The 23,148-nt window shown below is 69.8% G+C and carries 19 protein-coding genes and 1 pseudogene; 10 read left to right on the top strand and 10 right to left on the bottom strand.

All coding sequences use genetic code 11. The annotated features are described in order from the left end of the window. Positions 1-20 precede the first annotated feature (20 nt). The 6 genes from ACFC8N_RS16720 to ACFC8N_RS16695 form a co-directional block, all read right to left on the bottom strand. Entirely contained in the window at positions 21-2,426 is a 2,406-nt protein-coding gene (locus ACFC8N_RS16720; RefSeq protein WP_376288564.1) for a type IV secretory system conjugative DNA transfer family protein, read from the bottom strand. Next, positions 2,423-4,285: a VirB4 family type IV secretion system protein gene (locus ACFC8N_RS16715; RefSeq protein WP_376288563.1), complete on the bottom strand. Its 1,863-nt coding sequence runs from the start codon at positions 4,283-4,285 to the stop codon at positions 2,423-2,425. The genes ACFC8N_RS16720 and ACFC8N_RS16715 overlap by 4 nt, the downstream gene beginning before the upstream one ends. Beyond that, the gene (locus ACFC8N_RS16710) at positions 4,282-5,232 is read right to left on the bottom strand and encodes a PrgI family protein (RefSeq protein WP_376288562.1); all 951 of its coding nucleotides are present in this window, start codon (positions 5,230-5,232) and stop codon (positions 4,282-4,284) included. The genes ACFC8N_RS16715 and ACFC8N_RS16710 overlap by 4 nt, the downstream gene beginning before the upstream one ends. 4 nt (positions 5,233-5,236) lie before the next feature. Then, positions 5,237-7,252, bottom strand: a complete 2,016-nt coding sequence (locus ACFC8N_RS16705; RefSeq protein ID WP_376288561.1) for a hypothetical protein — start codon at positions 7,250-7,252, stop codon at positions 5,237-5,239. Beyond that, positions 7,252-7,629 (bottom strand): pilin, encoded by a 378-nt coding sequence (locus tag ACFC8N_RS16700; protein ID WP_376288560.1) that lies wholly within the window; start codon positions 7,627-7,629, stop codon positions 7,252-7,254. Before ACFC8N_RS16700 ends, ACFC8N_RS16705 begins: the two co-directional genes overlap by 1 nt. Positions 7,630-7,973: 344 nt before the next feature. Continuing rightward, on the bottom strand, positions 7,974-8,765 hold the full coding sequence (locus ACFC8N_RS16695) for a hypothetical protein (protein ID WP_376288559.1): 792 nt from the start codon (positions 8,763-8,765) through the stop codon (positions 7,974-7,976). Between the two features lie 469 nt (positions 8,766-9,234). Here ACFC8N_RS16695 and ACFC8N_RS16690 point away from each other — a divergent pair, with 469 nt between their 5' ends. The 3 genes from ACFC8N_RS16690 to ACFC8N_RS16680 all read left to right on the top strand — a co-directional run bounded on the left by ACFC8N_RS16690 (position 9,235) and on the right by ACFC8N_RS16680 (position 11,550). Continuing rightward, entirely contained in the window at positions 9,235-9,891 is a 657-nt protein-coding gene (locus ACFC8N_RS16690; RefSeq protein WP_376288558.1) for a hypothetical protein, read from the top strand. A gap of 22 nt (positions 9,892-9,913) precedes the next feature. Then, positions 9,914-10,867: a TRM11 family SAM-dependent methyltransferase gene (locus tag ACFC8N_RS16685; RefSeq protein ID WP_376288557.1), complete on the top strand. Its 954-nt coding sequence runs from the start codon at positions 9,914-9,916 to the stop codon at positions 10,865-10,867. Positions 10,868-11,118: 251 nt separating this feature from the next. Beyond that, positions 11,119-11,550, top strand: coding sequence for a hypothetical protein (locus ACFC8N_RS16680; RefSeq protein ID WP_376288556.1), 432 nt, complete (start codon positions 11,119-11,121; stop codon positions 11,548-11,550). A 13-nt stretch (positions 11,551-11,563) separates the two neighbouring features. Here the strand turns inward: ACFC8N_RS16680 and ACFC8N_RS16675 are convergent. Then, positions 11,564-12,426: pseudogene (locus tag ACFC8N_RS16675) on the bottom strand (IS5 family transposase). A gap of 200 nt (positions 12,427-12,626) precedes the next feature. On the opposite strand from ACFC8N_RS16675, the gene ACFC8N_RS16670 reads away from it, so the two are divergent. Both ACFC8N_RS16670 and ACFC8N_RS16665 read left to right on the top strand, forming a co-directional pair. Next, positions 12,627-13,121, top strand: coding sequence for a MarR family winged helix-turn-helix transcriptional regulator (locus tag ACFC8N_RS16670; RefSeq protein ID WP_376288555.1), 495 nt, complete (start codon positions 12,627-12,629; stop codon positions 13,119-13,121). After that, positions 13,118-13,576, top strand: a complete 459-nt coding sequence (locus ACFC8N_RS16665) for a MarR family transcriptional regulator (RefSeq protein WP_376288554.1) — start codon at positions 13,118-13,120, stop codon at positions 13,574-13,576. The genes ACFC8N_RS16670 and ACFC8N_RS16665 overlap by 4 nt, the downstream gene beginning before the upstream one ends. Before the next feature lie 339 nt (positions 13,577-13,915). Here ACFC8N_RS16665 and ACFC8N_RS16660 read toward each other — a convergent pair whose 3' ends face one another. After that, positions 13,916-14,758 (bottom strand): patatin-like phospholipase family protein, encoded by an 843-nt coding sequence (locus tag ACFC8N_RS16660; protein WP_376288553.1) that lies wholly within the window; start codon positions 14,756-14,758, stop codon positions 13,916-13,918. 652 nt (positions 14,759-15,410) lie between these two features. Continuing rightward, positions 15,411-16,385, bottom strand: a complete 975-nt coding sequence (locus tag ACFC8N_RS16655; protein ID WP_376288552.1) for a helix-turn-helix domain-containing protein — start codon at positions 16,383-16,385, stop codon at positions 15,411-15,413. Between the two features lie 274 nt (positions 16,386-16,659). Here ACFC8N_RS16655 and ACFC8N_RS16650 point away from each other — a divergent pair, with 274 nt between their 5' ends. Both ACFC8N_RS16650 and ACFC8N_RS16645 read left to right on the top strand, forming a co-directional pair. Beyond that, positions 16,660-17,046, top strand: coding sequence for a peptidoglycan-binding protein (locus ACFC8N_RS16650; RefSeq protein WP_376288551.1), 387 nt, complete (start codon positions 16,660-16,662; stop codon positions 17,044-17,046). A 244-nt stretch (positions 17,047-17,290) separates the two neighbouring features. Then, complete coding sequence (locus tag ACFC8N_RS16645; protein ID WP_376288550.1) at positions 17,291-17,779, top strand: carboxymuconolactone decarboxylase family protein; 489 nt, start codon at positions 17,291-17,293, stop codon at positions 17,777-17,779. 574 nt (positions 17,780-18,353) lie between these two features. On the opposite strand, the gene ACFC8N_RS16640 is transcribed toward ACFC8N_RS16645, so the two are convergent. Then, positions 18,354-19,427, bottom strand: coding sequence for a pentapeptide repeat-containing protein (locus tag ACFC8N_RS16640; protein ID WP_351623407.1), 1,074 nt, complete (start codon positions 19,425-19,427; stop codon positions 18,354-18,356). A gap of 275 nt (positions 19,428-19,702) precedes the next feature. On the opposite strand from ACFC8N_RS16640, the gene ACFC8N_RS16635 reads away from it, so the two are divergent. From ACFC8N_RS16635 to ACFC8N_RS16625, 3 genes are read left to right on the top strand one after another with little or no spacing between them, the layout of a single operon-like run. Beyond that, positions 19,703-21,247, top strand: coding sequence for a circularly permuted type 2 ATP-grasp protein (locus ACFC8N_RS16635; protein WP_351607113.1), 1,545 nt, complete (start codon positions 19,703-19,705; stop codon positions 21,245-21,247). After that, a complete protein-coding gene (locus ACFC8N_RS16630; protein ID WP_356032514.1) occupies positions 21,244-22,176 on the top strand; it encodes an alpha-E domain-containing protein in 933 nt (310 codons plus the stop codon). The genes ACFC8N_RS16635 and ACFC8N_RS16630 overlap by 4 nt, the downstream gene beginning before the upstream one ends. A gap of 2 nt (positions 22,177-22,178) precedes the next feature. Further along, positions 22,179-23,033, top strand: coding sequence for a transglutaminase domain-containing protein (locus ACFC8N_RS16625; RefSeq protein ID WP_376288549.1), 855 nt, complete (start codon positions 22,179-22,181; stop codon positions 23,031-23,033). Positions 23,034-23,148: the final 115 nt, after the last annotated feature.

Below are 23,148 nucleotides of genomic sequence, written 5' to 3'. Positions count from 1 at the left end.
GAGGATGGGGGAGGCGTGCTTCAGGGGCGTGTGGCCGGACGTGGCCCGGTGCGTCCGCCCGCCGCCGCCCGCAGGTCTTTCGCCCGGCCGGGCACCGGGGGCGGCAGGGGACGGGTGGTGAGAGTGAACGCGGCCGACTCCGCGCCGCCGGTCAGCAGATGAGCACCGGCCTGGTACGGGCCGAGGTGAGCGAGATCGTGCGCGGCCAGTGTCGGGAGCGTGTGCCGTTCCAGCGCGCCGGCGTCTTCCGGGGAGGCGTTGAAGAAGATCTTGTTGCGGGCGTTGGCAGAGATGCCTTCGCGCAGGTCGCGGGGGAGCTGGGCGAGGTGCTGGTGGGCCAGCAGCATGGACAGGCGGTAGCCGCGTGCCTCGGCGAGCATGTCTTCCAACGGATATGGCAAGGTCAGGAAGTTGTGCGCCTCGTCGATGCTCAGCGTGGCGTCGATCCGGGCGTGCTCGGGTGTGCGGGCACGGGCCGCGGCAGCCTGCCAGGTGCCGGCGACGATGAACGAGCCCAGCAGCCGGGCGGTCTCCTCGCCGAGCGCTCCCTTGGGCAGACGGGCCAGCAGGATGCCGCCGTCGAGGACGCCGGCGAGGTCGAAGGTGGAGGGGCCGGCGGCGATCGCGCGTCGGGCGAAGTCACGCAGCAGGAAGGCCCGCAGTTTGTTCATCACCGGGCCGACCACGGCCGCTCGTGAGGGCTCGGACATGGACTCGTACCAGTCCCAGAAGCCCCGCAGCACCGGATCCTTGAGCGCGGGGATGATCCGCAGCCGGTAGGCGGACTCGCCGAGCAGCCGGGGGACATCGGCGAGGGTGACCAGCTGGCGGGTGCGCTCGCGGTGCTTGAGAAGCGTGAGACAGGCCGCGCGCATCACGTCGTCGGTACGCGGGCCCCAGAAAGCGGTGAAGATACGGCGGAAGATGCCGGTGAGGTTGTCGACGACGACGTCGATGTCCGTGCCCTCGAGGACGTTCAGACAGGGCGGGGTGTGCGGGTCGTCAGGGTCGATGAGGACCAGGCGGTCGGCACATGTGTCCGGGAGGCGGTCCAACAGGTCGGTGACCAGGTCACCCTTGGGGTCGATGACGATGACGCCGCGGCGATGGCACACATCGTCCAGGACGAGGTTCGCGACGAGGGTGGACTTACCGGAGCCGGTCGCGCCCATGACATGGAGATGATGTCGGGCATCAGCGACCGCAAGCCCCACGCCGCGGCGGGCACCGGTGTCCGAGCGGCCAAGAGGTTTGACCCCGCTGCCGGGCACCGGCTCGGGAACGGTGGGTGGGGGCAGAACGGACCGGGCGCCGGCCCGCCGCAGTCCGGGGGCGTCCACGTCGGCCGGGAGATGGGCCAGGGCGGCGAGTTCCGGGACGGACAGCAGCGCCGGCCGCGAGAAGGGGAAACACCGGGCACTCAGGTGCGGTTCGGGCTGAGGCAGGCGGGTGCGCGCGAGATAGTTGCGGTCGGCGTACAGGCCGAAGGCAGACGCAAGCGCGTGGGCCCGGCCGCGCGCCACATCTTGCGCACGCTCCACCTCGGTCGAGCAGGTGGCGGCGTAGGTGATCACGCACTGCCACTGCGGTCCGGCGAGCTTCGTGGCCGACTGCCGTACAGCTGGGCCGTGTTCGGGATCCTGTTTGCCGGTGGTGCTGGGCTGCGCACGGTGGAGAAGGAGCGCCGCCAGGGCGACCGGCCGGGTGGGCACGTGTCCCGCTTTCAGCCTGCGGGCCTGGCGACGGGCCCGGCGTAGGGCGCTGCCGGTCGCAGGGCGGGCCAGGACCTGTACGCACGCGGATTCGTCCTCGCCCATACCGGTGGCGGCCTGGAGCAGGGCCCGCAGCGGGTCGGTGGCGTGGTCGGTGCGCAGCGGCAGCACGTCAGGACGGGTCGAGCGCAACCTCCCAGCGGTCACGCTGTGGCCGGTCGGGAGGAGCGGGGTCGGCTCGGTGACGCGGGTCTGGGCGCCGGGCCAGGCGGCCTCGACAGCACGGCGTACCAGGCCCAGCGGCACGGAGCCGGGCAGCCACAGCCGGATCGACAGCCCGGTGTGGGACCAGGCGTATTCGAAGGCGAGGTGTGGCTGGCCCGTCGTGATCCGGTGCCACCAGGGGCGCAGGAGACCGGAGAGCTGCGCCCACAGAACTTCACCGCCCCGGGCAGCGACCACAGGCGGTGCGAAGACCTCCACACAGCGGGCGCCCTGGGCGAGGCGCTGTTCGCGCCGCAGGCGCAGGCGATACCGGAGCACGGAGCCGCCCGCCAGGGCGACGGTGACACAGGGAACGAGCACGAGAGCATGCGCCCAGAGCCAGCCGGCGCCGTTGCCGCCGATCGTGCTCCACAAGCCGTCCGTGCCGGTGAGGAAGTCCACCAGTGGCCCGCCTGACCGGGAGTGAGCATTCGGGATGTATGCCGTCATGATGCCCAACCAGCGTCGCGGTCGAAGGGCTCATCGGTGGAGAGGCCATCGGCCTCGGGATGCCCGGCCGTCAGGTATTGGGCGGCGAGCTCGCCGGGATCCGTGGTGATCACTTCGTGTTCGCCCGGTGCGGCGACGCTGATCAGGGCGACCTTGTGGCGGCGGTCACCGGTCAGCAGCAGGGCCTCGCCTCGGGTCGCGGAGAGCAGGAACTCCCGCTCGCCGTGACAGAGATGGAAGTTGTCGCTGATCACCTCGATGGCCTGCGGGGCCTGGCGGAGCAGGATCTGGGTGGCCGCGTTGGAAACGATGGCCCGCCCGAGCGGGGAGGCGAGGACATCGTCGGCATCCGAGGTGACCATCGCAAGACCTGTCCAGCGTTTGCGGGCGGTCTTGGCCATCCGGAACAGGAAGCCCGCTCCGGCGCCGTCGCGCATCAGCAGCCATGCCTCGTCCACCACGACCAGATGCCGGCCCGGCTGCGTGCGATGGGTGACCTGCCGCCAGACCGCGTCCAGTGCAAGGAGCATGGCCGGTGGCCTGACCTCTTCCGGAAGCTGACGCAGGGCGAACACGACGAGGTGACCGGTGGTGGAGGCGGTGGTGTGACCGTTGAACAGCGCTGAATGCGAACCGGTGGTGAAAGGAGCGAGCCGATTGGTGAGATCGGCTGACGCCTCGCTTCCTTCTTCGGCCAGGACGGCCGCGAGATCGGCAAGCGTGGGCGGGGTGCGCTGCCACGTACGGGGATCGGAGGTGATTCCGGCGCGAGCGTATGCAGCGAGGATGGCCCGGTCCAGCACAGCTTTCTCGGCCGTGGTCAGGTCACTGCCCAGCAGGACCGCAAGGAACGTGTGCAGCAAGAGCACGCGCCTGGTCAGGATGTCCTCGCTGTTGTCCGCCGCTGCCGGCAGGTCGAAAGGGTTGAGGCGTACGCCGTCGGCGCCGAGCGCGACGACGTGCCCGCCGACGGTTTCGGCGAGCCGGACGTACTCGTTCTCCGGGTCGATGACCGAGGCCGTCACGCCAGTGAACATCAGCCTCAGCAGCTCCAGTTTCGTCAGATAGGACTTGCCGGCGCCGGAGCGAGCCAGGGTGATCGAGTTGTAGTTGTCCTGGGCGAAGCGGTCCCACAGCACCGGGGCACCGGACACCGCGTTCAGCCCGTACAGCACCCCCGACGCGACGCCGGCCTCGTCGGTGCTGATCGGCAGATCGGGGCTGGCGAAGGGAAAGCACGCGGCAAGCGCGGCGGTGTCGAAGGTGCGGCGGATTTTCAGAGTGTCGACGCCGAGAGGCAGGGTCGCCAGCCAGCCCGGCAGAGCCCGGTAGGTGGCCGGGGCAACAGTCATGAGGAGGGATTCGGCGACGGCCCGGACGGCGGCGGCCTGCTCGGCCAGGCTCTCCTCGTCCGCGGCATGCACGGTCAGGTAGAGGGCGACGTGGAAGAGTTTCCCCTCGCCCCGGGCGATCCGGTAGGCGAGTTCAGCGGCATCCGCCGCGGCGGCCTCCGTCTCCGGGTCGTCCAGGTGTCCCTTGTCGAAACCGGTGCGGCGGCCGGATTCCAGACGCGCGCGCTGCTTTTTCAGCCCGGCAGCCGCAAGAGCATTGGGAACGGGCTCGATGTGCACAGCGATGTCCAGATGCCCGGGGAAGCTCAGCAGCGGGACGAGCCAGCCGGCGCTGACTTCGGCCGGGTAGCCGGTGACCACGAGCGTGGTGGCCAGGTGCGCTCCGATGGCCAGCGCGCGGGCGTGCACCTCGATGGCCTCGGGACCGGCCACATCCAGCAGGCGGGCGCCGTCCACGATCGGGGCGTCGGCAGTGGTGCGAGGGGCGCTGAAGGGGAGCCGGATCATGCGAGGCTTCCTTCCGGATCGTCGTCGGGTGGGGTGGGTGTGTCGGGGTTGCAGGCCGCACTGACCAACTCGGCGCTCTGCTCGGCGTCCAGCGGGATGACCGTGATCTCGGCGGCGGCGAGTGCGCGAGCGGCCTCGGCCACGCGCTGACGTGCTCGTCCTTCGCCGGAGTGGCCTCGTATGCCGGGTGCTGCGGCTTCTTCGCGGGCGACCAGCACGATCTGCCGACCGAGCAGGTTGCCGCTGGCAGCGAGGTCGGTGAGGAAGCCGGCGTGCGCTCGGGCGGCACGCTCCAACGCGGGGTGCGGGAGCGCGGCGGCATCGTGCTGCAGGGTGTCGGCGAGCGGGGCGAGGTCGATGCGGTGGCAGCGGACCAGCAACTGGGTCGGGCCGGTCAGGGAGTTGAGCCAGCGCGCGAACGCCGCGGTCAGGGCCTGCTGCTCGGCCGCTGAGCGCAGCTCGAAGTTGACCGTGGAGCACGTCGCCAGGGCCGCCCTTCCGTCCCGGTTCAGGTCGAGCACCCCTTCCGGTGTGATGCCGTCGTACGGCATACGCATCGCATCCGGAGGCGAGCCTGCGGCTGTGGCCCAGCGGCCGGGAACGACGGCCGGCAACGCGGGCATTCCTTCGGGGGCGTGCACCTGGCGTTTCGACGCGCGGGCATGGGCGAGCGCGGAGAGCAGGAAGCGGTCCAAGCCGATGCCCTCCCGGCGGCCTAGCGCGAGGGCGGCCACCGCGCCGGCGACCGGAATGACGAGGACCACGTACGCGAGCGGGGGCATGAAGCGGCGTGTGGCCCACCAGCCGCCGTACAGCACGAATGCCGCGGCAGTGAGGATGCCTGTCTGCCTGGCGGTGAAGGGTCCCAGGAGGCGGTCGGGGCGGGAGATGTCGGCTGGAATGCGGGTGGTGTAGGGGGCGTCCGCCGTCTCGTCGGGCTGATGCACGGGGTTACCTCCGGGGTGGTTCGAGGGGCAGGCGCAGTTGCATGGGGCGAGGCGGCCGGACGCGGTCACGGCGGGCGGGAATGGGCAGGGCCAGTTGGCGGGCTCGGTTCGCGGGGGTCGGCCGGGTCGCCGGCGGTGGCGTGGCCGGCACGGCGCGGGCTGGTGAGGGCGGGGCCGGTAGGCGCTCGGCGCGGATCGGCAGCCAGAGCTGGGTAGCCCCTGCCGGCCGGGTCGGAGTGCGCGCGGCAGTGACGGGCAGGGGCAGTTGTCGGGTCCGACGGGCTTGGGCGGGGTAGATCACAGCGCGGGGACCTCTCGGCGTGCGGACAGCGGGAACCACACCGGGCCTGCGGTGCTGCGGCGTCTGGCGAGGTGGGACAGCGGGGACAGGAGTCCTGGCCGCGGCGGGAAGCGGTAGTGCGCCGACGCGGCGCCCGCCCCGTCCGGGCGGGGCACCGGGCGCGGGCTGACCCGCTGGCCGGGGGCGGCCACCGGGGCGTGGCGCGCCCGCTGGTCCGCCACGGCCTTGCCCGCCCCCACCCCCGGGGCCAGGGGCAGGCGGGCCGCCTCCACCCGGCCCGCGCCTGCCTCGTCCCGGCGGACGGCCTACTCCTGCGCCGGGGCCGCCCCGGCCCCGGCCTGCACCACCTCCACCACCTCCACCTCCTCCTCCTTCTCCGCCACCACCACCTCCTCCACCACCGCGCCCGCCAGGGCCGCCGCGGCCAGGGCCCGGCCCGCGGCCTCCTCCGCCTGGGCGGCGACGTGGTGGGTACATGCCTGGCAGGTAGTGGTTGATGAGCCGGTACATCGCCAGGTGCCTGAGCATCCGTACTCCGGGCGTGTGCGGTTGGTGCGCGGGGGTGCCGTGCAGGACGACCTGCAGCGTCCAGCCGGGAATCTTGAACAGCACCCAGAACAGGGCCACGCCGGCGAGCATGGTGCCCAGCTGGTCGGCCTTGGGAATGCCCAGGGCGGTGGCACCGGGGGCGAAGAACAGCTTCAGCGCGAGGACGAACGTCATCGACTGGGCGATCTGGATGACCAGGCAACCGGCCAGCCCGCGCCACCACAGGCGGGCGACCGGATCGGTCAGCGGATGCGCGTGACACGCCAGCATCAGGGGCGCGCCTGCGGCCAGCAGCGCCATCACCGCGACACGTACCAGGAAGCCGATCAGCACGGCGAGGACCAGTGCCGTCGTCACGATCGCCAGGATGAGCAGGTACAGCTGCAGGCCGGGGGAGCCGAACAGGGTGAAGGGCAGGACGCGTTCGACCATGCCCTGCCCGGCGTCCGACAGGTCGCTGGCCATGATCGCGTGGGCGAGGGCGTTGGACAGGCTGATCGCCTTGCCCATCACGGTCAGCGAGGCAGCCGCCGCGGCCATCCCGAGCAGCAGGCGCGGGGCGATCTGCCGCAGGGCGTAGCGGGTCTGGACGGTCTCGTAGCCCATCACCGTGATGCCGCCCGCGGTCACGAACAGCACATAGATCCCGGCGGTGGTTCCCAGCGTCCAGGTCCACAATCGCTTGATGTCCGTGTGCTGGGTGACGTCGGGGGTGGCGAGCAGGGTGTCGGCGAGGAACTCGCGGATCGGCTTCATGACCTGCTCGATCAGTGTGCCGAGGAACGAGGTGACCGCGTTCACGATCATCCCGGGGATGTCGAGAAAGCCCCAGCCGCTGTCCTTGTCGCAGCCGACGCCGGTGGCCTCGCAGGCTGACGGGCTGGGGCCCGGCGCCGGCTCGGTGGGGGACGGCTGTTCTGGTTTCGGCGCGGGACGGCCCGCAGAAGGGGTGGGTCCTGGGGCGGGATCCGGCCTCGGTCCGGGCTCGGGGGCGGGGGAGGGCGCCGCGGGGCCGGGCGCGGGCTGCGGTTCGGGCTGAGGTGGATCAGGGGAAGCCGGGCCGAAGGCAACCAGGTCCACGGCGTACGCGGAACCCGGCTGGGCGAGCGGAACGAACACGAGGGCGGCCAGGAACAGCAGCGGCAGGGCGCGGCCCAGACGTGAGCGCATCACCGCCCGCCCCCGCCTGCGCCGACGATGCCTTGCAACACTGTCACGACCACTGGCGCCAGGATCGCCAGCCCGTAGCCGATGGCCGCAGCCTTCAACCCCCGCTTGGCGGCCTCGACTTCCCCGGGATCGCCGCCGGCCATGAGGTAGCGCAGCCCGCCGAAGGTCAGGAACAGGGTGGCGAGTCCCGCGAGGATGCCGACGATCCAGTTCCGCAGGTTCGTGATGACGGTCGGGATGTCCGCGACCGCCCACACACAAGGCGGATCCGCCAGCAGTGCCGAAACGGTACAGGCAACGACGAACCCCAACCGCGAGAGCCAGCGGCCCAAAGGCCGGAGCTTCGGCTGGTACGGCCGACGGAGCTTCGCGGACATGGCAGCACACCTCCATCGGCACACAGAACTGGACAGAAAGGGGCGACCGAGACGGCAGTCCCACAGGCGTGTACGAGAAGCGGGTGCGGGGTGAGCAGAACCCTGGCCTCCGGGCCGACCTCCTCAAGGAGTGCGACGGGAAGGGTTTTCTCGGGTGTCAGCACGAGACGGTCGTGCTCACCCCGCACACTGCATCGCTCCGGCCCGTGACATCGGCCGCCAGCCGCTGCGCCGGACCGGAGCGGACGGCTCGGATCCCGATCCGAGCCGGGCCATCGTCGTGAATAGAGACGCCGGTGGCGGGAATTGACATTTCGCCACCACATGTCGCCCGGTCGGACGCCCTACAGCTCTTGCTGCAGGCGCCGCAGATGTGTGGCCAAGTGCTGTTCGGCGGCGCTGCGGTGCCGGTAGAGCTGACGTGCACTCATCCCGCGCTCGGCCGCGAGACGGTCCATGGGCTCTCCGTCGAGGCGGGTTCGGGCGATCAGCCGCGCCTCGGCCACGCGGATCACGCCGGCCTGCACGGCGCGGGCCAGCACCGTCAGCTCGTCCACCGGCTCTCCCTTGTCCACCTGGGGTGGGGAGTACGGGTGGTCGAGAGATCCTGCATATGCGGCGGTTTCGCGGGCGGCTTGGCGGCGCGCTGCGTACGCCAGTCGGTGCACGGCCCGGTCGGCCGCGCTGAACAGTTCCCGGTCCAACCGTTCCACGCCGGGGTCCACCGTGCGCAGGGCCGTGGCGACAGCTGCCAAGGCCTCCTGCTCGACCTCGGCGTGCTCCAGATGGACGGGGCGGGCCAGCCGGGCGAGCATCCGGCGCAGCACCGGCACGGTCATGGCCACGGCGACCACACCCCATGGCTCGCCGAGGTCGCGGGCACGCCGGACCACCTCGCGCCAGGTCTGCTCGCGCAGTTCGGCGCGGGTGGAGGAGTGGGCCAGGTGAGTGCGGATCCGGTCGACCGGCCAGGCCGCACGGTCGGGTTCGTCGCACACCAGGTGAGCGGGGAGGGTGAGGGGCTCGGCGCCGTGGGCGAGAGCGAGGAACGTCTGCTCCAGCTCTCCGAGCGGCGAGCGAAGAGTGCTCTGCGGGTGGGCGGCGGTGGGGCGGTGGGGGTGCTGACGGTGGTGCATGGCGCATCTCCCGTGATGGCGTGGACAACTTCCGCCGCCACCCCTCCCAGGCCCCCGAGTCACCGCGGGCCCACTCACATGCCAGTGCCGCGCCACCGCCGGTCGAATGGACCGGCATGTGCGATGGCCCGGCTCTGCTGCTCCCGCCATGGGCTGCCATGACGCCGCGGACGGAGCATCGCGATTCGAACACGGAACTTTTTCGGCATCGATCTGATCGCCGTCATAGGGGCCGCCTCTGATGGTTCGGTGGTGGCTCGCATATGGCACGCGACTGGCTCGTAAGGGAGGTGGCCTGCGTCAACGTGATAACTGGTGAGAAAGGCCAGTGCTGCCCGCCGTGCACGCGGAGCGAACGCCAAGGCAATCGAACACCCGTAAGGCGATGGCGAAGATCTGCCAGCGAGTCCCTATTACCTACGTCAGCACGAGCACGGCCGGACCCTCACTCCCGGGCCCCGCTCAGCCCATGCCGAACCTCGCTGCTCGCCGCCGTCGTACCGCCCACCTACTGCCGACGACGGTGTGGCTCCCCGGCCCGGACGAGCCCAACGTTGCTCCCATCCCGGGTGCGGTACTGCCCGCCTGGGCCCTCGACAAGATCCGCACCGACTTCGTCGGACGCCCTGCCGACCGGCCCGCCCCACTCCTCAAGATCGCCATCCGGGACACGGCACCGGCCATGGACGCCCGCATCCCGACCGCCCCCTTCACCAACCCGGCCGACGACGAGGACGGAGCGAAGAAGCCCTCCCTCCTGCTGGCCGAACTCCACCCCGACACCCTGCCCGCCCCCACCGACGACCTGCCGTCCGACCACAGCGGGATGCCCGGCGCCCTGGCGGACGGTTGGCCCGGCTTCTTCCACCGTGCCCACCGGCTCCTCCCCGACTACGGACTTCTGCTGCTGGCCACCCGCCAACGCCGGGAGGCCGGACAGCTCACCGACCCGCTGGGGACACTGATCGCTTGCGCCCGCACCGCCGGCTTCCGCTACCTCCAGCACATCGTCGTCGCCTACGCCCATCCCGTCGGCGACCACCTCGTACCCGTCCTTCCCGCGGACATCTCCCGTGGCGTCGCACACTGCGACCTGATCGCCCTGTCCGCGATCCGCCACGCCTAGACCCGGGAAAGAGGAGACCGCCGTGCCCTACCCCCTCTCGGTGTGGAACACCGCTCCCACCTCCGCCCCGGCGCAGCGCAAGGGCCGCTACGTACCCGGCTCCGCCGCCCACCCGGCCAAGATGCTCCCCAGGATCGCCGCCCACGCCATCTCCACCTACACCCGCCCCGGCGACCTGGTCCTCGACCCGATGTGCGGCATCGGCACCACCCTCGTCGAGGCCATCCACCTCGGCCGCAGCGCCCTCGGCGTCGAGTACGAAGGGAAGTGGGCCGACCTCGCCCGACTCAACGCAGCCTCCGCCACCCGACAAGACGGCACCAGCGCCGGCGCCGTGCACTGCGGCGACGCCCGAAACCTCACCCAGCTCATCCCCACCGCACTCCACGGCGAGGTAGACCTCGTAGTCACCTCACCGCCGTACGGAAGCTCCGTTCACGGGCAGGTGCGCTCCACCCGCGAGACCGGCGAACGCGGGGTGGTGAAGACGAACTACCGCTACGGCCACGACCCTTCCAACCTTGCCCACGTCTCCACCGACCGGCTCCTGGAAGCCTTCACCGAGATCCTTGCTCAGTGCCGGAGCGTCCTGCGCCCTGGGGGAACGGTCGTCGTCACCACCCGCCCGTGGCGCGAGCGGGGCGAACTCATCGACCTGCCCTCTGCCGTCCTCGCTGCAGGCCAGGCCGCCGGACTCACCCCCACCGAACGCTCCGTCGCGCTCCTCGCGGGTATCCGTGACAGCCGCGTGATCACCCGTCCGTCGTTCTTTCAGATGAAGAACGTCCGCGACGCCCGCCGACAGGGCCTCCCGCTCGCGGTGATCCAGCACGAGGACGTACTGATCTTCACCAAGGCGGTGCCAGGCAGGCTGTGCGACGGCGCATCGGCGTCGAGCAGGTCGCGCTGCGGAAACCGAGCGAGCCGGACGCGCAGGACCGTAGACACATGTCATGTCTGCACCCGCGGGAGGTGAGACGTCCGCAGTGGCCACCGCTCCTTCGGACAAAGGAGATCGCCCGCATTCGATCAAGGGTGTGAAGGCGCTGGCGGCGGAGACATCGGCAGACCCGGGCACCGCGAGCTCGGCTGTCCGCAACGAGGAACGAACAAACTGACGATGTACGCCGTCGTGCCGATCCTGCCCGCCGGCCGGGATCGGCACGGCCGGCTCCCTGGGGAACTAGGCCGTGTATCGGAAGTGAGTCTTGCACATAGGGTGTCGGCATGTCGCTGAGCCACATAGCCCTCTCATCCGGACGTTCAATCGAGCTCACCGAGCTGCGAATGTCTTCGACCTATGGAGGGATGCTGGAGGGCTACCCGTGCAAGCCCATCAACGACATGAAGGTCAGGAGCCTTCAGCGGCAGGCTGAACGTGCGTTTCCCTCCACGCCGGTCTATCTGGTTGCCCCCTCCCGCGAGTACCCGGACCAGACTGCCGGCGCCTTCGGCCCCGTTGAGGTGCTGCCTTCCGTGGCCTGCATCGGCGCCTTCCGCTCGACAGCGGTCGCCTTTGAACTCGACCCGGTGCTGCACCGTTCCGCTCTCACCGTGATCTGGTTCCAGACCGGCTTGGACGTCCCATCGGGCAAGGACGCCGACCTTGTGCTGCGCAGCATTCGCTGGGAGGAGCTGGCCCAGGACTACGAGCTCTAGCGACGGGTACCGATCACAGCCACTCGTTGATAGCAGCGATCAGGACAGTCGCCTCGTAGCGGACCGCGAGTCGTATCGCGTGGCGACGGCGCGGTCTCTCTTGAGGCGGTTGATCCCGCACTCGACCGCGTGGCGCTTGCGGTAGTCGGCCGGGTCGAAATGTGGTGGTCGGGAGCCGAGCTTCTGGCGGTTGCGGGCCTGGTCGGCCTTGTCCGGGATGGTGCAGCGGATCCCGCGGCGGCGCAGGTAAGCGCGGTTCTTACGGGAAGCGTACGCCTAATAGGCACGCACCCGATCGGGACGGACGCGTGACCGGCCCGGCCCAATGCGGGGCACGCGGACTTTCTCCAGTACGGGTTCGAACTGCGGCGAGTCTCCGCGCTGCCCGGCTGTGATCACGATCGACATGGGCTTTTGGCCCTGCTCGACGGCCAGGTGCAGCTTGGTGGTGAATCCGCCGCGTGAGCGTCCCAGTCCGTGGTCTCCGGGCTCGGCGAAGACACCGCCCGGCGGTTCCTTCTGCAGGTCGCCCTGCCTTCGGGCTCCGGCCGCGTGCTGGTGGGCGCGGCAGACTGTGGAGTCGACGCTCAGGTCCCACGTGATCGCACCCTTCGCGTCGGCCAGGGACTGGAGCCGGGTGAGGATCCGGTGCCAGGTGCCGTTCCGCTGCCACCGGCGGAAGAGGTCGTAGACCCGGCCCCACGGTCCGTACTCGACGGGGACGTCCCGCCACGGAACACCTGTCCGGACTCGGAACCGTATGCCGTCGATCAACCGCCGCCGGGACCAGACGGGCGGCCGCCCCGCCTTCATCCCCTTCGGCAGCAACGGCTCCAACACCGCCCACTGCTCGTCCGTGAGATCACCCCGCCCCATGAACTGTGATCATTCACAGCACAAGATCCACTTTCGATCCAGGGCCTAGTAGGGCCTGTATTTGGTCTTGATCGTGTGACGGGGCGGAGGCGGTCCCGCTGGAGGCGTTCCCTCGGCCCGTCGCGGCGCCGAGTCGATTGCGCCGTCACATCCGCCGAAAATAGTAGCCATGGACATAGTAGCCATGTAATCTATTCGCCATGAGCAAGGGTTCACCGGGCCCCACGCCCGGCTTCCTGGTATGGCGGCTCGCCAACAAGTGGCGCGTCGCGGTCGACCGCGCGGTGGCTCCGCTGGGTCTCACCCACGCACAGTACGTATTGGTCGCGTCGCTGCACGGCATGCAGCGCGCTGGCGAGCGGCCCAGCCAGCGCCGGCTCGCCGACCACACCGGCCTGGAGGCGCTCTATGTCTCGAAGCTGGCGCGCGTCCTGGAGTCGGCCGGTCTGATCGAGCGCACCCGCGACCCCCGCGACCCGCGCGCCGTACAGCTCGCCCTCACCGAGCAAGGACAGGCTGTCACGCGGCAGGCCATCGCGGTGGTCCAGGGACTGCTCCAGCAACTGCTGGAGCCGCTCGGCGGCCTCAACGCCCCGAGGACGCGCGCGTTCACCGCCGAGCTGACGGCCCTGCTCGACGTACCTCTCGCTCCATCCGTACCGAACGACCAGAGCACCCGGAGGAGAACGCCATGACCACCACCGCATCCACCGCTACCGCGCCCGTCGCCGATGCCCGCGCCCTCGCCCTGGCCCACTACGCCGCCCGCAGCGTCCTGGAGCACGTCCTGGCCCGGTACGGCGCCACGTTCCAACAGCAGGTCGCCCTGCGCGCCGCCATCACCACCGAGACCCCGCAGACGTCGGACGATCTCATCACCCAGGTCCAGGGCTCCCTCAAGGCCGATCCGGCCGACATCCGCGCCACCCTCGACGAACTGCTGGCCAAGCAGCTGCTCGTCGCGGACGGCGCGCACCTTCGCCCGACGGACGCTGGGCGCGAGCTGCTCGCCGCCACCGGCGCGGAGACCGCCCCCATCTCCGCCCGCATCTGGGGCGGGATACCCGCCGAGGACCTGACCGCCGCCGGCCGCGTCCTCGCCCTGGTCACCGAGCGCGCCAACGCGGAGCTTGCGGCGCTGACCGCCTGACCTCGCGACCAGTCCTGTAACTGGCTGTGATCACAGGCTGGTTCGGGTGAGGTCGTTGATCCAGATCATGGAGGCGCGGAGATGCAGCCGGCGTGCAGTCCATGGGCCGAGTCGGATCTTGTTTCGATAACGCAGTCAGCCAGGCGTTCAACAGCGTGCTCAAAGTGGAGTACGTGCACCGTCACACGTTCCGCACCCGCACCGAGGCCCGGAGCAGACTGCCGACGCTCTCCTCGTCGCGTTTGAGGCCGGGAAGCCCCGCCGTCTGCCCGAGCTGTTGGTTGGCTTCGGCTCTGAGAGCTGATGTTGTCGGCGACGGCCACCCTGTCGCGTCGTGTGCTACGCCATGCTCCACAGCGTGGCGATCTCCTGCGCGGCCGCCCGGCCCTGGGTGAAACCAGCGTGGCCCGCAGGGGTCCTGCTGGCAGGGGACAGCGGGTCGGTGCCGAAGGCGGCAAGAGAGGCCTCGTCGGGGGTGATGACCTCGACGAGGCCGCCTCGCCGGGTGATCGAGGCTGCGTCGGCATCGAGTACAGGGTCGGGCATCGGAGCGATGACGAGAGTGCGGGCGTAGTCTGCCGCGAGATCGAGGTTGGTGAGCGAACGGACGCCGCCGTCGATGTAGCGGTCGTCGCCGACTGTCGCGGCAGGCCACACACCGGGAATGGCGCAGCTCGCCGTCACAGCGTCCACCAGGCCGACGCCGGAGGTACGGTCGAAGACCCGGGTCTCACCGCTGACAGCGTGCACGGCGATCACCAACAGATTGCGCTCCGGCCACCTGTGGGACGGCAACCGGGCCTCGATGACGGCCCTCCGGGCGGCCTCGGTCACGGTCTCGGCGGCCAGAGCCATCTCACCCATCCGCCGCAGGCGTTCCACCGGGTCGGTGACCTCGGCGTCGACTTTCGCGGCGAACTCGAAGGCCTCGACGAGCGCGCCGTCCCGCGGCGTCAGCTCCTCCTGCTGCAGCGCGGGGTCCACCTGGGCCCGGAACAGCGCCGGCAGCTCTACACCGCTGGTGAGCTGTGCGGCCACCGCCGACCCGGCCGAGGTCCCGAACAAGGCGTCCGCGTCGGTGACATCTACCCCGGCGTCGGCAAGACCGGCCAGCACGCCCGTAGCCCAGGCTATTCCGGCCACTCCGCCACCGCCGACGACCAGCGCACGTTCGTTCTTCATCCCTACCCCCAGCTGCTCATCCGGTTGAACGTCACTGCAAAGCCCCAGGTGGGCAGGGATATTCCTCAGCGCAGCGTTCGCCGATAGACAGACACCAGCCCGCCCAGCCCCCTGCCGCATCCGGTAGCTGGCTGAGCCCCGATTTTCTGTAACGGTCTGCGGAGGAGTCCGCAGACCGTTTCCAGACCCAGCAACTGCGCTCATCGACTGGGCCGGAACCCCGTGTGGCCACCTTGTCACCGCCGCTCGAATCGCTCGGTGTGTGCGATGGCTCGGCCGTAGACCGCCCTCGACGGCCTGCTGCGACGGCCCGGCCGGAGTAACGCGAATCGAGCCCAGAGGTCTTCGGCGTCGTTCCGAGCCTTCGTGGGACGGCCGCTCTCACTGGCTCGGTGGTGGCTCGCGAGTGGCTCGCATACGAAATGACCTGTGCAAACGCGATGCTCGGTGAGGACATACCCAAGGCGCCCCGCACGCGCGGAGCAACCACCGCGGAGATCGGACACGCAAGGGGCGATGGCAAAGACCGGCCGACACGGCCACGCCGGCTGACGCGCACCGGTCGCAGACCGGCACGACGACGGCCCAGCCCAGCCCCGGCCGCCGGTGTCGAGGGCGACCAGGAGGCAGCCGTCGGCAACCATCGCGACATCTACCGCCGAGTTCCGTAAGCCCCGCTTGCGCGAGCGGTATCGAGGGCTTGGCGGCGGTAATCGCTGGGAGTTCTGCCGTACGCGGCGCGGAACGTACGGCTGAAGGCGGTGGCGCTGGTGAACCCCCAGCGGGCGGCAATGGTTTGCACCGGCTCGTTGCGCAATTCGGGGCGGGCCAACTCACTGCGGCATTGTTCAAGTCTCCGCCGCCGAATCAATGCGGCGACGCTCTCCTCCTGACCTTGGAACAGCGCGTACAGGCTGCGCAATGAGAGGTGATGACGGTCGGCGATAGCGCCCGGGGTCAGTTCAGGGTCGCACAGGTTGTGCTCGATGAAGGCGGTGATCTGACGGAGCAACGCGTGACTCCGGAGCTCCGAAGGCACTGCCCTCACGGCACCGAGCCGGTGCGCCAGGCACGAGGTAGCCAGTTCCACTGCCATGTTCCCAAGTCCGCCCAGTTCCTGGGGCCGGCAGTCGGGGCCGTTGCCGGCGAGCGCGACCAGGAACTGGGCCAGGATCGCCCCCATGCCCGTGCCACCGGGTATGCGCTGCGCAAGGAGCCGGTCAACCTGCTGCGTGGGCAAGAGCATCTGCGCCTTGGGTATCTGCAGAACGAACGCCTCGACGCTGCTGCCGTCTGTTCCGGAGCCGGACTCGTAGGGGCGGGATGTGTCCCACAGCACCATGTCCCCGGCCTGCAGCACCGCCTCGCCACCCTGTTGCGCGAACCACGCGGAGCCTTTGGTCACCAGCCCGAGTTGGTACTGTTCCGGGTCTCCCCTGCGGATCAGCGTTGGTGTGCGTCGCGAACGGAGCGGGGAGTAGGAGAACCTCGACACCTGGGCGGTTCCGAGGTCCAGCACGGCGCCCTCGGCATAGAACCCAGCGGCGTCCTGCGGAGTGAGCGCCGACGGCATCAAGGCACTGGACACCACGTCGGCGAACCAGTCGAACCTGTCTGCTGCCGGCACCGCTCCTGCGGAACCACCCTGCCACATCGTCAAATCCCCCCGATATCCCGCTTCTCACCGCCGGTGCCTGCACCTGCAGTGATCAGAAGTCCGACGGACGGGGCGAGGCACTGCCATCACGACCGACTCCCGGTGCGGGGGAGCCCTTCTCCCCGCTGCACGCATTGTGCAGGAGGACTGCATGGCATGCACACAGCAGCAGGCTCTCCGTTCATAGGCTGCCTCCCGCTCGACTCTTCTCAACCCGATCGGGGGAACCTTGAACATCAAGCGGATGGCCAAGCACTTCAGTGTCGCAATCGCAGTTCCCATGCTGTTCGCCGCCACCACCGGCATCGCCAATGCCAGCACCACCGCGCCATACGTCGGCTACGGATACTCCACCAAGTACAACGCCGTGTTGTGCGTCCAGCACAACCTGAACTACGCCTTCCAGAACACGCCCCTCGCGAACCAGAACCCTCCGGCGCAGCTGGCCGAGGACGGGATTTGGGGGAACAAGACCTGGGGCGCTGTCGAGTGGTTCCAGAGCAAGACGAACATCCAGGTGGACGGAATTGTCGGCCCGAACACCGGGGACTGGCTCGCGGGCTATGGCGACCCGAGCTCCCTCGGCTCGCCCTACCGCCCCTGCTACCCGTACATCCCCACCTCGTGGTGACGGCGTCGAACAGGAAGGCCGCGCACATGAACATCGTGCGCGGCATCACCAACGATCTCTGACCGCCTGCAACCACTGAGAACACCCGGTTCACCCAGCCAAGGCGCGACCCGGGAAGGACAGGGTTGTCACCAGGTCCGGAGCACGTCAGAGATCCTTCCCGGATTCCTGTCACATCTGCGTGCGCCGATCCGTCAGTGCGGTGAAGACGCCAACCAGGCCGATACGAAAGAGAACAAAAGCCATGACGAACAGCTCTATCTCCCGGATGCCCAACCCGGCCGAGTTCGTGCCCGAGCTCAACGACATCAGCGCCGCCCTTTTCCGGGCCACGGGCAACCACTCGCTGCCACGCACCACGATGAACCTCGTCCACCTGCGCGCCGGGCAGATCGTCGGCAACACCTACCTGACGATCCTGAACACCGGCTTCCTACGCAAGGCCGGGGAGTCCGAGGAGCGCATCACCGCCGTCTCCTCCTGGCAGGACGCCCCCTACTTCACCGACGCCGAACGCGCCGCCCTCGCCCTGGTGGAGGCCACCCTCCAGCCCGCCCCGCACGGCAAGGAGCGCGTCTGCGACGAGCTGTACGCCGAGGTGGCGAAACACTACGACGAGAAGGCGCTGGCCACCCTGACCATCGCGATCGGCCAGATCAACTTCTTCATCGCCCTGGCCGTCATCGGCAAGCCGCAGCCGGTCACCTCCCTCGCGGACGAGCAGTGGGACTGACCTGTCCGTCAGCGAGGTCGGCCGACCCGGCCACGCGGGTCCGCATGGTCGTCGACGAACACCTACAGTGCCGCTAGGAGGGCGTCCGCTTAGGTTCTGTGACCGCGTTCGCCGGGTTGGCCATGCTGCGCAGGGGAGTTGACGGCGCGCGTATGGTGGAGAGGAAACGCATCAACGCCCGCCCCGGGTTATGAGCCGGGCGGGCCGAACGGGGGAAGAAAGGTGCGTGCCCGATGACGATCGGGCTCCTCTCCACGATCGCTACTGTGTTCTACGGGGGTACGGTCTCGATCCTCGCTCTTACTGCGACCTTTGCTCCGCGTCGCACGCTGCGGCGTGAAGCGCGCAGCACCCTTGCTGTCCTGGTACCGGGGAGGGCGGTGGAGTCGCAGCAAGTAGACGGCGTGGCAGTAGGCCCAAGCAGCTGAGCGGTCACGGCGAAGTCAAGTGCTGATCCGTTCTCGGCGCCCGGGCACGCCAGCGCCGGGGTTGGTCAGGCTGCCGTTGTGAGGGGGCGCCCGCCCCCTCGACTCGGCGGCCTTATCAATCCAGTGCGATGAAGTCGAACCAAGCATCAGGCCGACAGCAGGGGCGGGATTGGCCTCGTGATCGCGGCAGCCGGCAGCAGAACGTCAGGTTCGGCGCCGGGATCCTCGGCGATGACGAGGCTGGCCGCGTCGATGTCGAAGCCGTTTGGCCAGATGGTCAGGTCGCTCGCCAGTGCGCCTTCGAGTCTCGCGTGCTGCAGGTCGGCACCGCTGAGGTCGCAGCCCCGCAGGTCAGCCAACCGCAGATCCGCACGGACGAACACCGCCCCATGGGCCCGAGCCTTGCGCAGGTTCGCCTCCCTGAGGTCCGCACCGGAGAAGTCCGCCTCCCGCAGGTCGGCCTTGACCAGGCGTGCGCCGCGCAGATCGGCTTCGAGACAGCGGACCTGATGGAGAATCGACGTCCCGAGTTCGGCATACCGCAGGTTGGCTTCGATCAGTGACGCCCCGCTCAGGTTGACCTGGTACACGCTCGCCGCTTCCAGGCATGTGGCGTCGAGGTTGACACCGTTCAGCCACAGCCCGTCGCAGTCGGCTCGACGAAGGTCGGTGAAGCTTACGTTGAGCCAACCCGGGCTGCGTTCCTGGCCAAGGACTCCGAGGCAGGTGAGCGCCACCTGAGCATCGGCGGCACGGGTCTCCAGCGGGCGTACCGAGTTGATGGACGCGTCCGCCGCCGGAGCGCCCGGCTCCTGTGGCGGCCACGGCAGATGTGTCCGAAGGTATGCCGCCATGATCGAGACGACGGCTTCGTGGTCGCGGGCGGAGTGGTCCGCGATCCGCCACAGTGCGTAGATGCCGCCGATCCGCACGTCCAGTTTGTCACTGCCGAGCTGTTCCACTGCCCGGCTGAAGCGATCGGTGACATTGCCCTCCCGGGTGGCGTTCAGCCCGTCCTGGCTGACACGCAACTGCCGCCAGGTGGCGTAGGCGCCGAACAAGACGACCGCGCCACCGACCGCCTGCAGCAGCGTGGTACGCACGTTGTTCACCGCGTTCATCCGGTCCGCGGCAGCAAGGTGGCCGCCAGCGAGATCGTGGTCCACCACCATCCCTGGAAGGACCAGGAGCACTACGGACAGCACGGCCAGTGCGGCCACCCCGACCAACGCCACGGCCACCGTGCGAGTCGCGCGCCAGCGGCTACGAACACTTTCCCCCATAGCCATCGGATCCTAGAGCAAAGCCGAACCCGGCGAACCTGAGCGGTCAGGGCCGGCCCCCGGCGCGGTCACCCCGCACACCCCGGACATCCGGCCATCCGCACTCCGGGTGCGCCCGAGACTTTTGGCACCCCGCAGGCTGGCGGCCGCGAGTGCGCTGCCGGAAATCACGTAGAGATCGTCGCGTTACGAGCCGCACTTAATGTCCCTTCATGGCGGATATATTTGACGCGTACGCGTTGGCCGACGCGTGGGACGAGATGTTTGTGCGGCCGGGTGAGGTCAGGACCGCCTATGAGCCGGTACTGGCGGCGCTGCAGCCGATCGCACCGAGTGAACTGCGTTTCAGAGCCGACCAGATGGCCCGGGCGTTCACCGACCGTGGTGTGACGTACGCCTTCGCGGGCGAGGAGCGGCCGTGGCCGCTGGACCTCGTGCCGCGCATCCTCGACGCCCTCGAATGGGATCTCATACAACGCGGCGTCGGCCAGAGAGTCAGGGCCCTGGAGGCCTATCTCGCCGACGCCTATGGTCCCTGCCGTGCCTTCGAGGACGGCGTCGTGCCCTGGCGGCTGCTCCTCAACTCCCCCCATTTCCACCGCGTCGCGCACGGAATCGAGCCTCCTGGGGGCGTGCGCATCCACGTCGCCGGCATCGACCTCGTGCGCGACGAGGCCGGGGACTTCCGGGTGCTGGAGGACAACGTACGGGTGCCCAGCGGGGTGTCGTACGTGATCGAGAACCGGCGTGCGATGACCCGCATCTTCCCCTCCCTTTTTGCCGAGCAGCATGTGCTGCCCGTCGACGGTTACGGGCACCGCCTGCTGGCTGCCTTGCGCGCCGCCGCGCCCGACGGCACCACCGACCCCAGGGTCGTGGTACTGACCCCCGGGCCCAACAACGCGGCCTACTTCGAACACGCCCTGCTCGCCCGGCTGATGGGCGTGCAGCTGGTGGAGGGACACGACCTGCTGTGCCGGAACAACCGCGTGTGGATGCGGACCACGCGCGGCGAGGTGCCCGTCCACGTCGTGTACCGGCGTCTGGACGACGACTTCCTCGATCCGCTGCACTTCCGGCCCGACTCGGTGATCGGATGCCCGGGGATCATGAACGCGGCGATGGCCGGCAACGTCACGCTCGCGAACGCCGTCGGAAACGGGATCGCGGACGACAAGCTGCTCTACACCTACGTCCCGGATCTGATCCGGTACTACCTGTCCGAGGAACCGGTCCTGCCCAATGTGGAGTCCTACCGGCCCGACGAACCGGGGCAGTTGGAGGCGGTCCTCGACCAGATCGAGCAGCTAGTCGTCAAGCCCGTGGACGGAGCGGGCGGTCAGGGCATCGTCATCGGGCCGAAGGCCGATCCCGACACCCTCGAACGCACCCGCAAAGCCGTCATCGCCGACCCGCGCGGCTTCATCGCGCAGCGGCCCGTCGCCCTGTCCACCTCCCCCACCCTCGCCGGCGAGGGGATGGCGCCGCGCCACATCGACCTGCGCCCGTTCGCCGTGCACGACGGCAACGATGTCTGGGTGCTGCCCGGCGGCCTCACCCGCGTCGCCCTCCAGGAGGGCAACCTGATCGTCAACTCCAGCCAGGGCGGCGGCTCCAAGGACACCTGGGTACTCGCCGAGGGCCCCGCCGAGCGGCCGGCCTCCGTCGGCTCCGGTGATCCGCCCGAGGTCGCTCCCCGCCAGCTGGGTCCCGACGGCACCACCACGGTCGTACAGGAAGGGGCGCAGCAGCAGTGAACGACGTGATCCTCTCCCGGATAGCGGAGGCGCTGACCTGGACCGGGCGGTACGTCGAGCGGGCGGACGCCACCGGCCGGATCCTCGACGCCTATCTGCACCGCATGCTGGAGGACCCCTGGCGCGACGAGGACGTGGCCTGCCGGTCGCTGTACGCGATCCTCGGCGTGGACGCGGGGGCGGAACCGGTGGACATGCAGCAGGTGCTGGACCAGCTCGCGTTCGACGCCCGCTCGACCGGTTCCATCGAGGGTGCGCTGGGCGCCGCCCGGCTCAATGCCCGCAGCGCCCGTGAGGCCGTCTCCTCGGAGATGTGGGAGTGCCTCAACTCCACCTGGCACGCCCTCGCCGACCAGCGGCTCGCGGCCCGCCGTACGGGCCCGTACGCCTATCTGGAGCTCGTCCGGCGCCGCGCGGCCCTCTTCTTCGGGCTCGCCGACTCCACGATGAGCCGGGACGACAGCTGGCGGTTCGTCATCCTGGGCCGGAGTCTGGAGCGGGTCGACATGACCGTACGGCTGCTGAGCGTGCGCGTGCTGGACGCGGCGCACGCACCGGACTGGCCGACGCTGCTGAGCGCGAGCGGCGCCGACGAGGCGTACGCGCGCGTGTACGGCGGTTTCGGCGACACCCCGCGCGTGGCCGAATTCCTGCTTCTGGACCGGGACTTCCCGCGCTCGGCGCTGCATGCGCTGACCACGGCCGAGGAATGCCTGACCGCGCTGGGCCGCCCGCGCCAGGACCCGGCACGCCGCCCGATCGGCCGCCTGCGTACCCGCCTTGAGTACCTGGACTCGAACGCCCTTGAGGAACAACTACCGGTACTGCTGCGGGACTTGCAGCAGGCTTGCATGACGTCCGCCGACGCGGTGGCGGAACGGTTCTTCCCGTACCAAGGGGCCGTCGAGTGGGCCCAGGAAGGGGCGTGAGCGTGACCAGCAAGGGAATCCGCCGCCTCCGCATCCGGCACGTCACCCGCGTCTCCTACGCGCAGGCCGCCGTCTCCTCGCACAACGAGGTCCGCATGACCCCGCTGACGCTGCCCGGCCAGACCACTCTGGACGGCCGGGTGACCGTCGGCCCGGCGGCCGCGACCTGGTCGTACTGGGACTACTGGGGCACCCAGGTGACCGGCTTCGACCTGATGGACCCGCACTCCGACCTCACCATCACCGCGTCCAGCCTGGTCGAGACGGCCCCGCCCGGTCCGCTTCCCGAGCCGCCCGGCTGGGCGGAGGTGGCCGAACGCACCACGCGCTCCCGTCTGCTGGAGTTCGCGAACCCGACGGTGCGTACGACGGTCCCGGCGGAGCTGATCGCCCACGCGCGGGACGTCACGGCGGGCCTCGACCCGCACGAGATAGCCGTCGCCGTCTCCTCGCTGGTCGCCGACCGGGTGTCGTACCTGCCCGGCACCACCGGCGTGACCACCTCCGCCGCCGAGGCCTGGGAGCAGGGCACCGGCGTCTGCCAGGACATCGCCCACGTCACCATCGCCCTGCTGCGGGGCCTGGGGCTGCCGTCCCGCTATGTCTCCGGCTACCTGCACCCGGAGAAGGAGGCCGAGCTCCACCGCCCGGTCGCCGGCCAGAGCCACGCCTGGATCGAGTACTGGGCGGGCGGCTGGTGCGGCTACGACCCGACCAACCGCACCCGCGCCGACGAGTCCCACGTGGTGGTCGGCCGCGGCCGCGACTACGACGACGTGCCCCCGCACAAGGGCGTGTACCGGGGGGTGGCGGGCGGGCCGCCGGAGGTGACCGTGGAATTCACACAGGTTGCCTGAACGCGACAGAGGGCCGGGAATCACTCCCGGCCCTCCGGCCGACCCCTTCATGACGCGTCACCCGACACCGAGCACGTCGGGCGAAGTCCGCTGCGGTTCGGCAGCCCCCTGAAGG

Source organism: Streptomyces sp. NPDC055966, assembly GCF_042269865.1.
Classification (GTDB): domain Bacteria; phylum Actinomycetota; class Actinomycetes; order Streptomycetales; family Streptomycetaceae; genus Streptomyces.
This window is presented reverse-complemented; position numbering and strand designations above follow the sequence as displayed.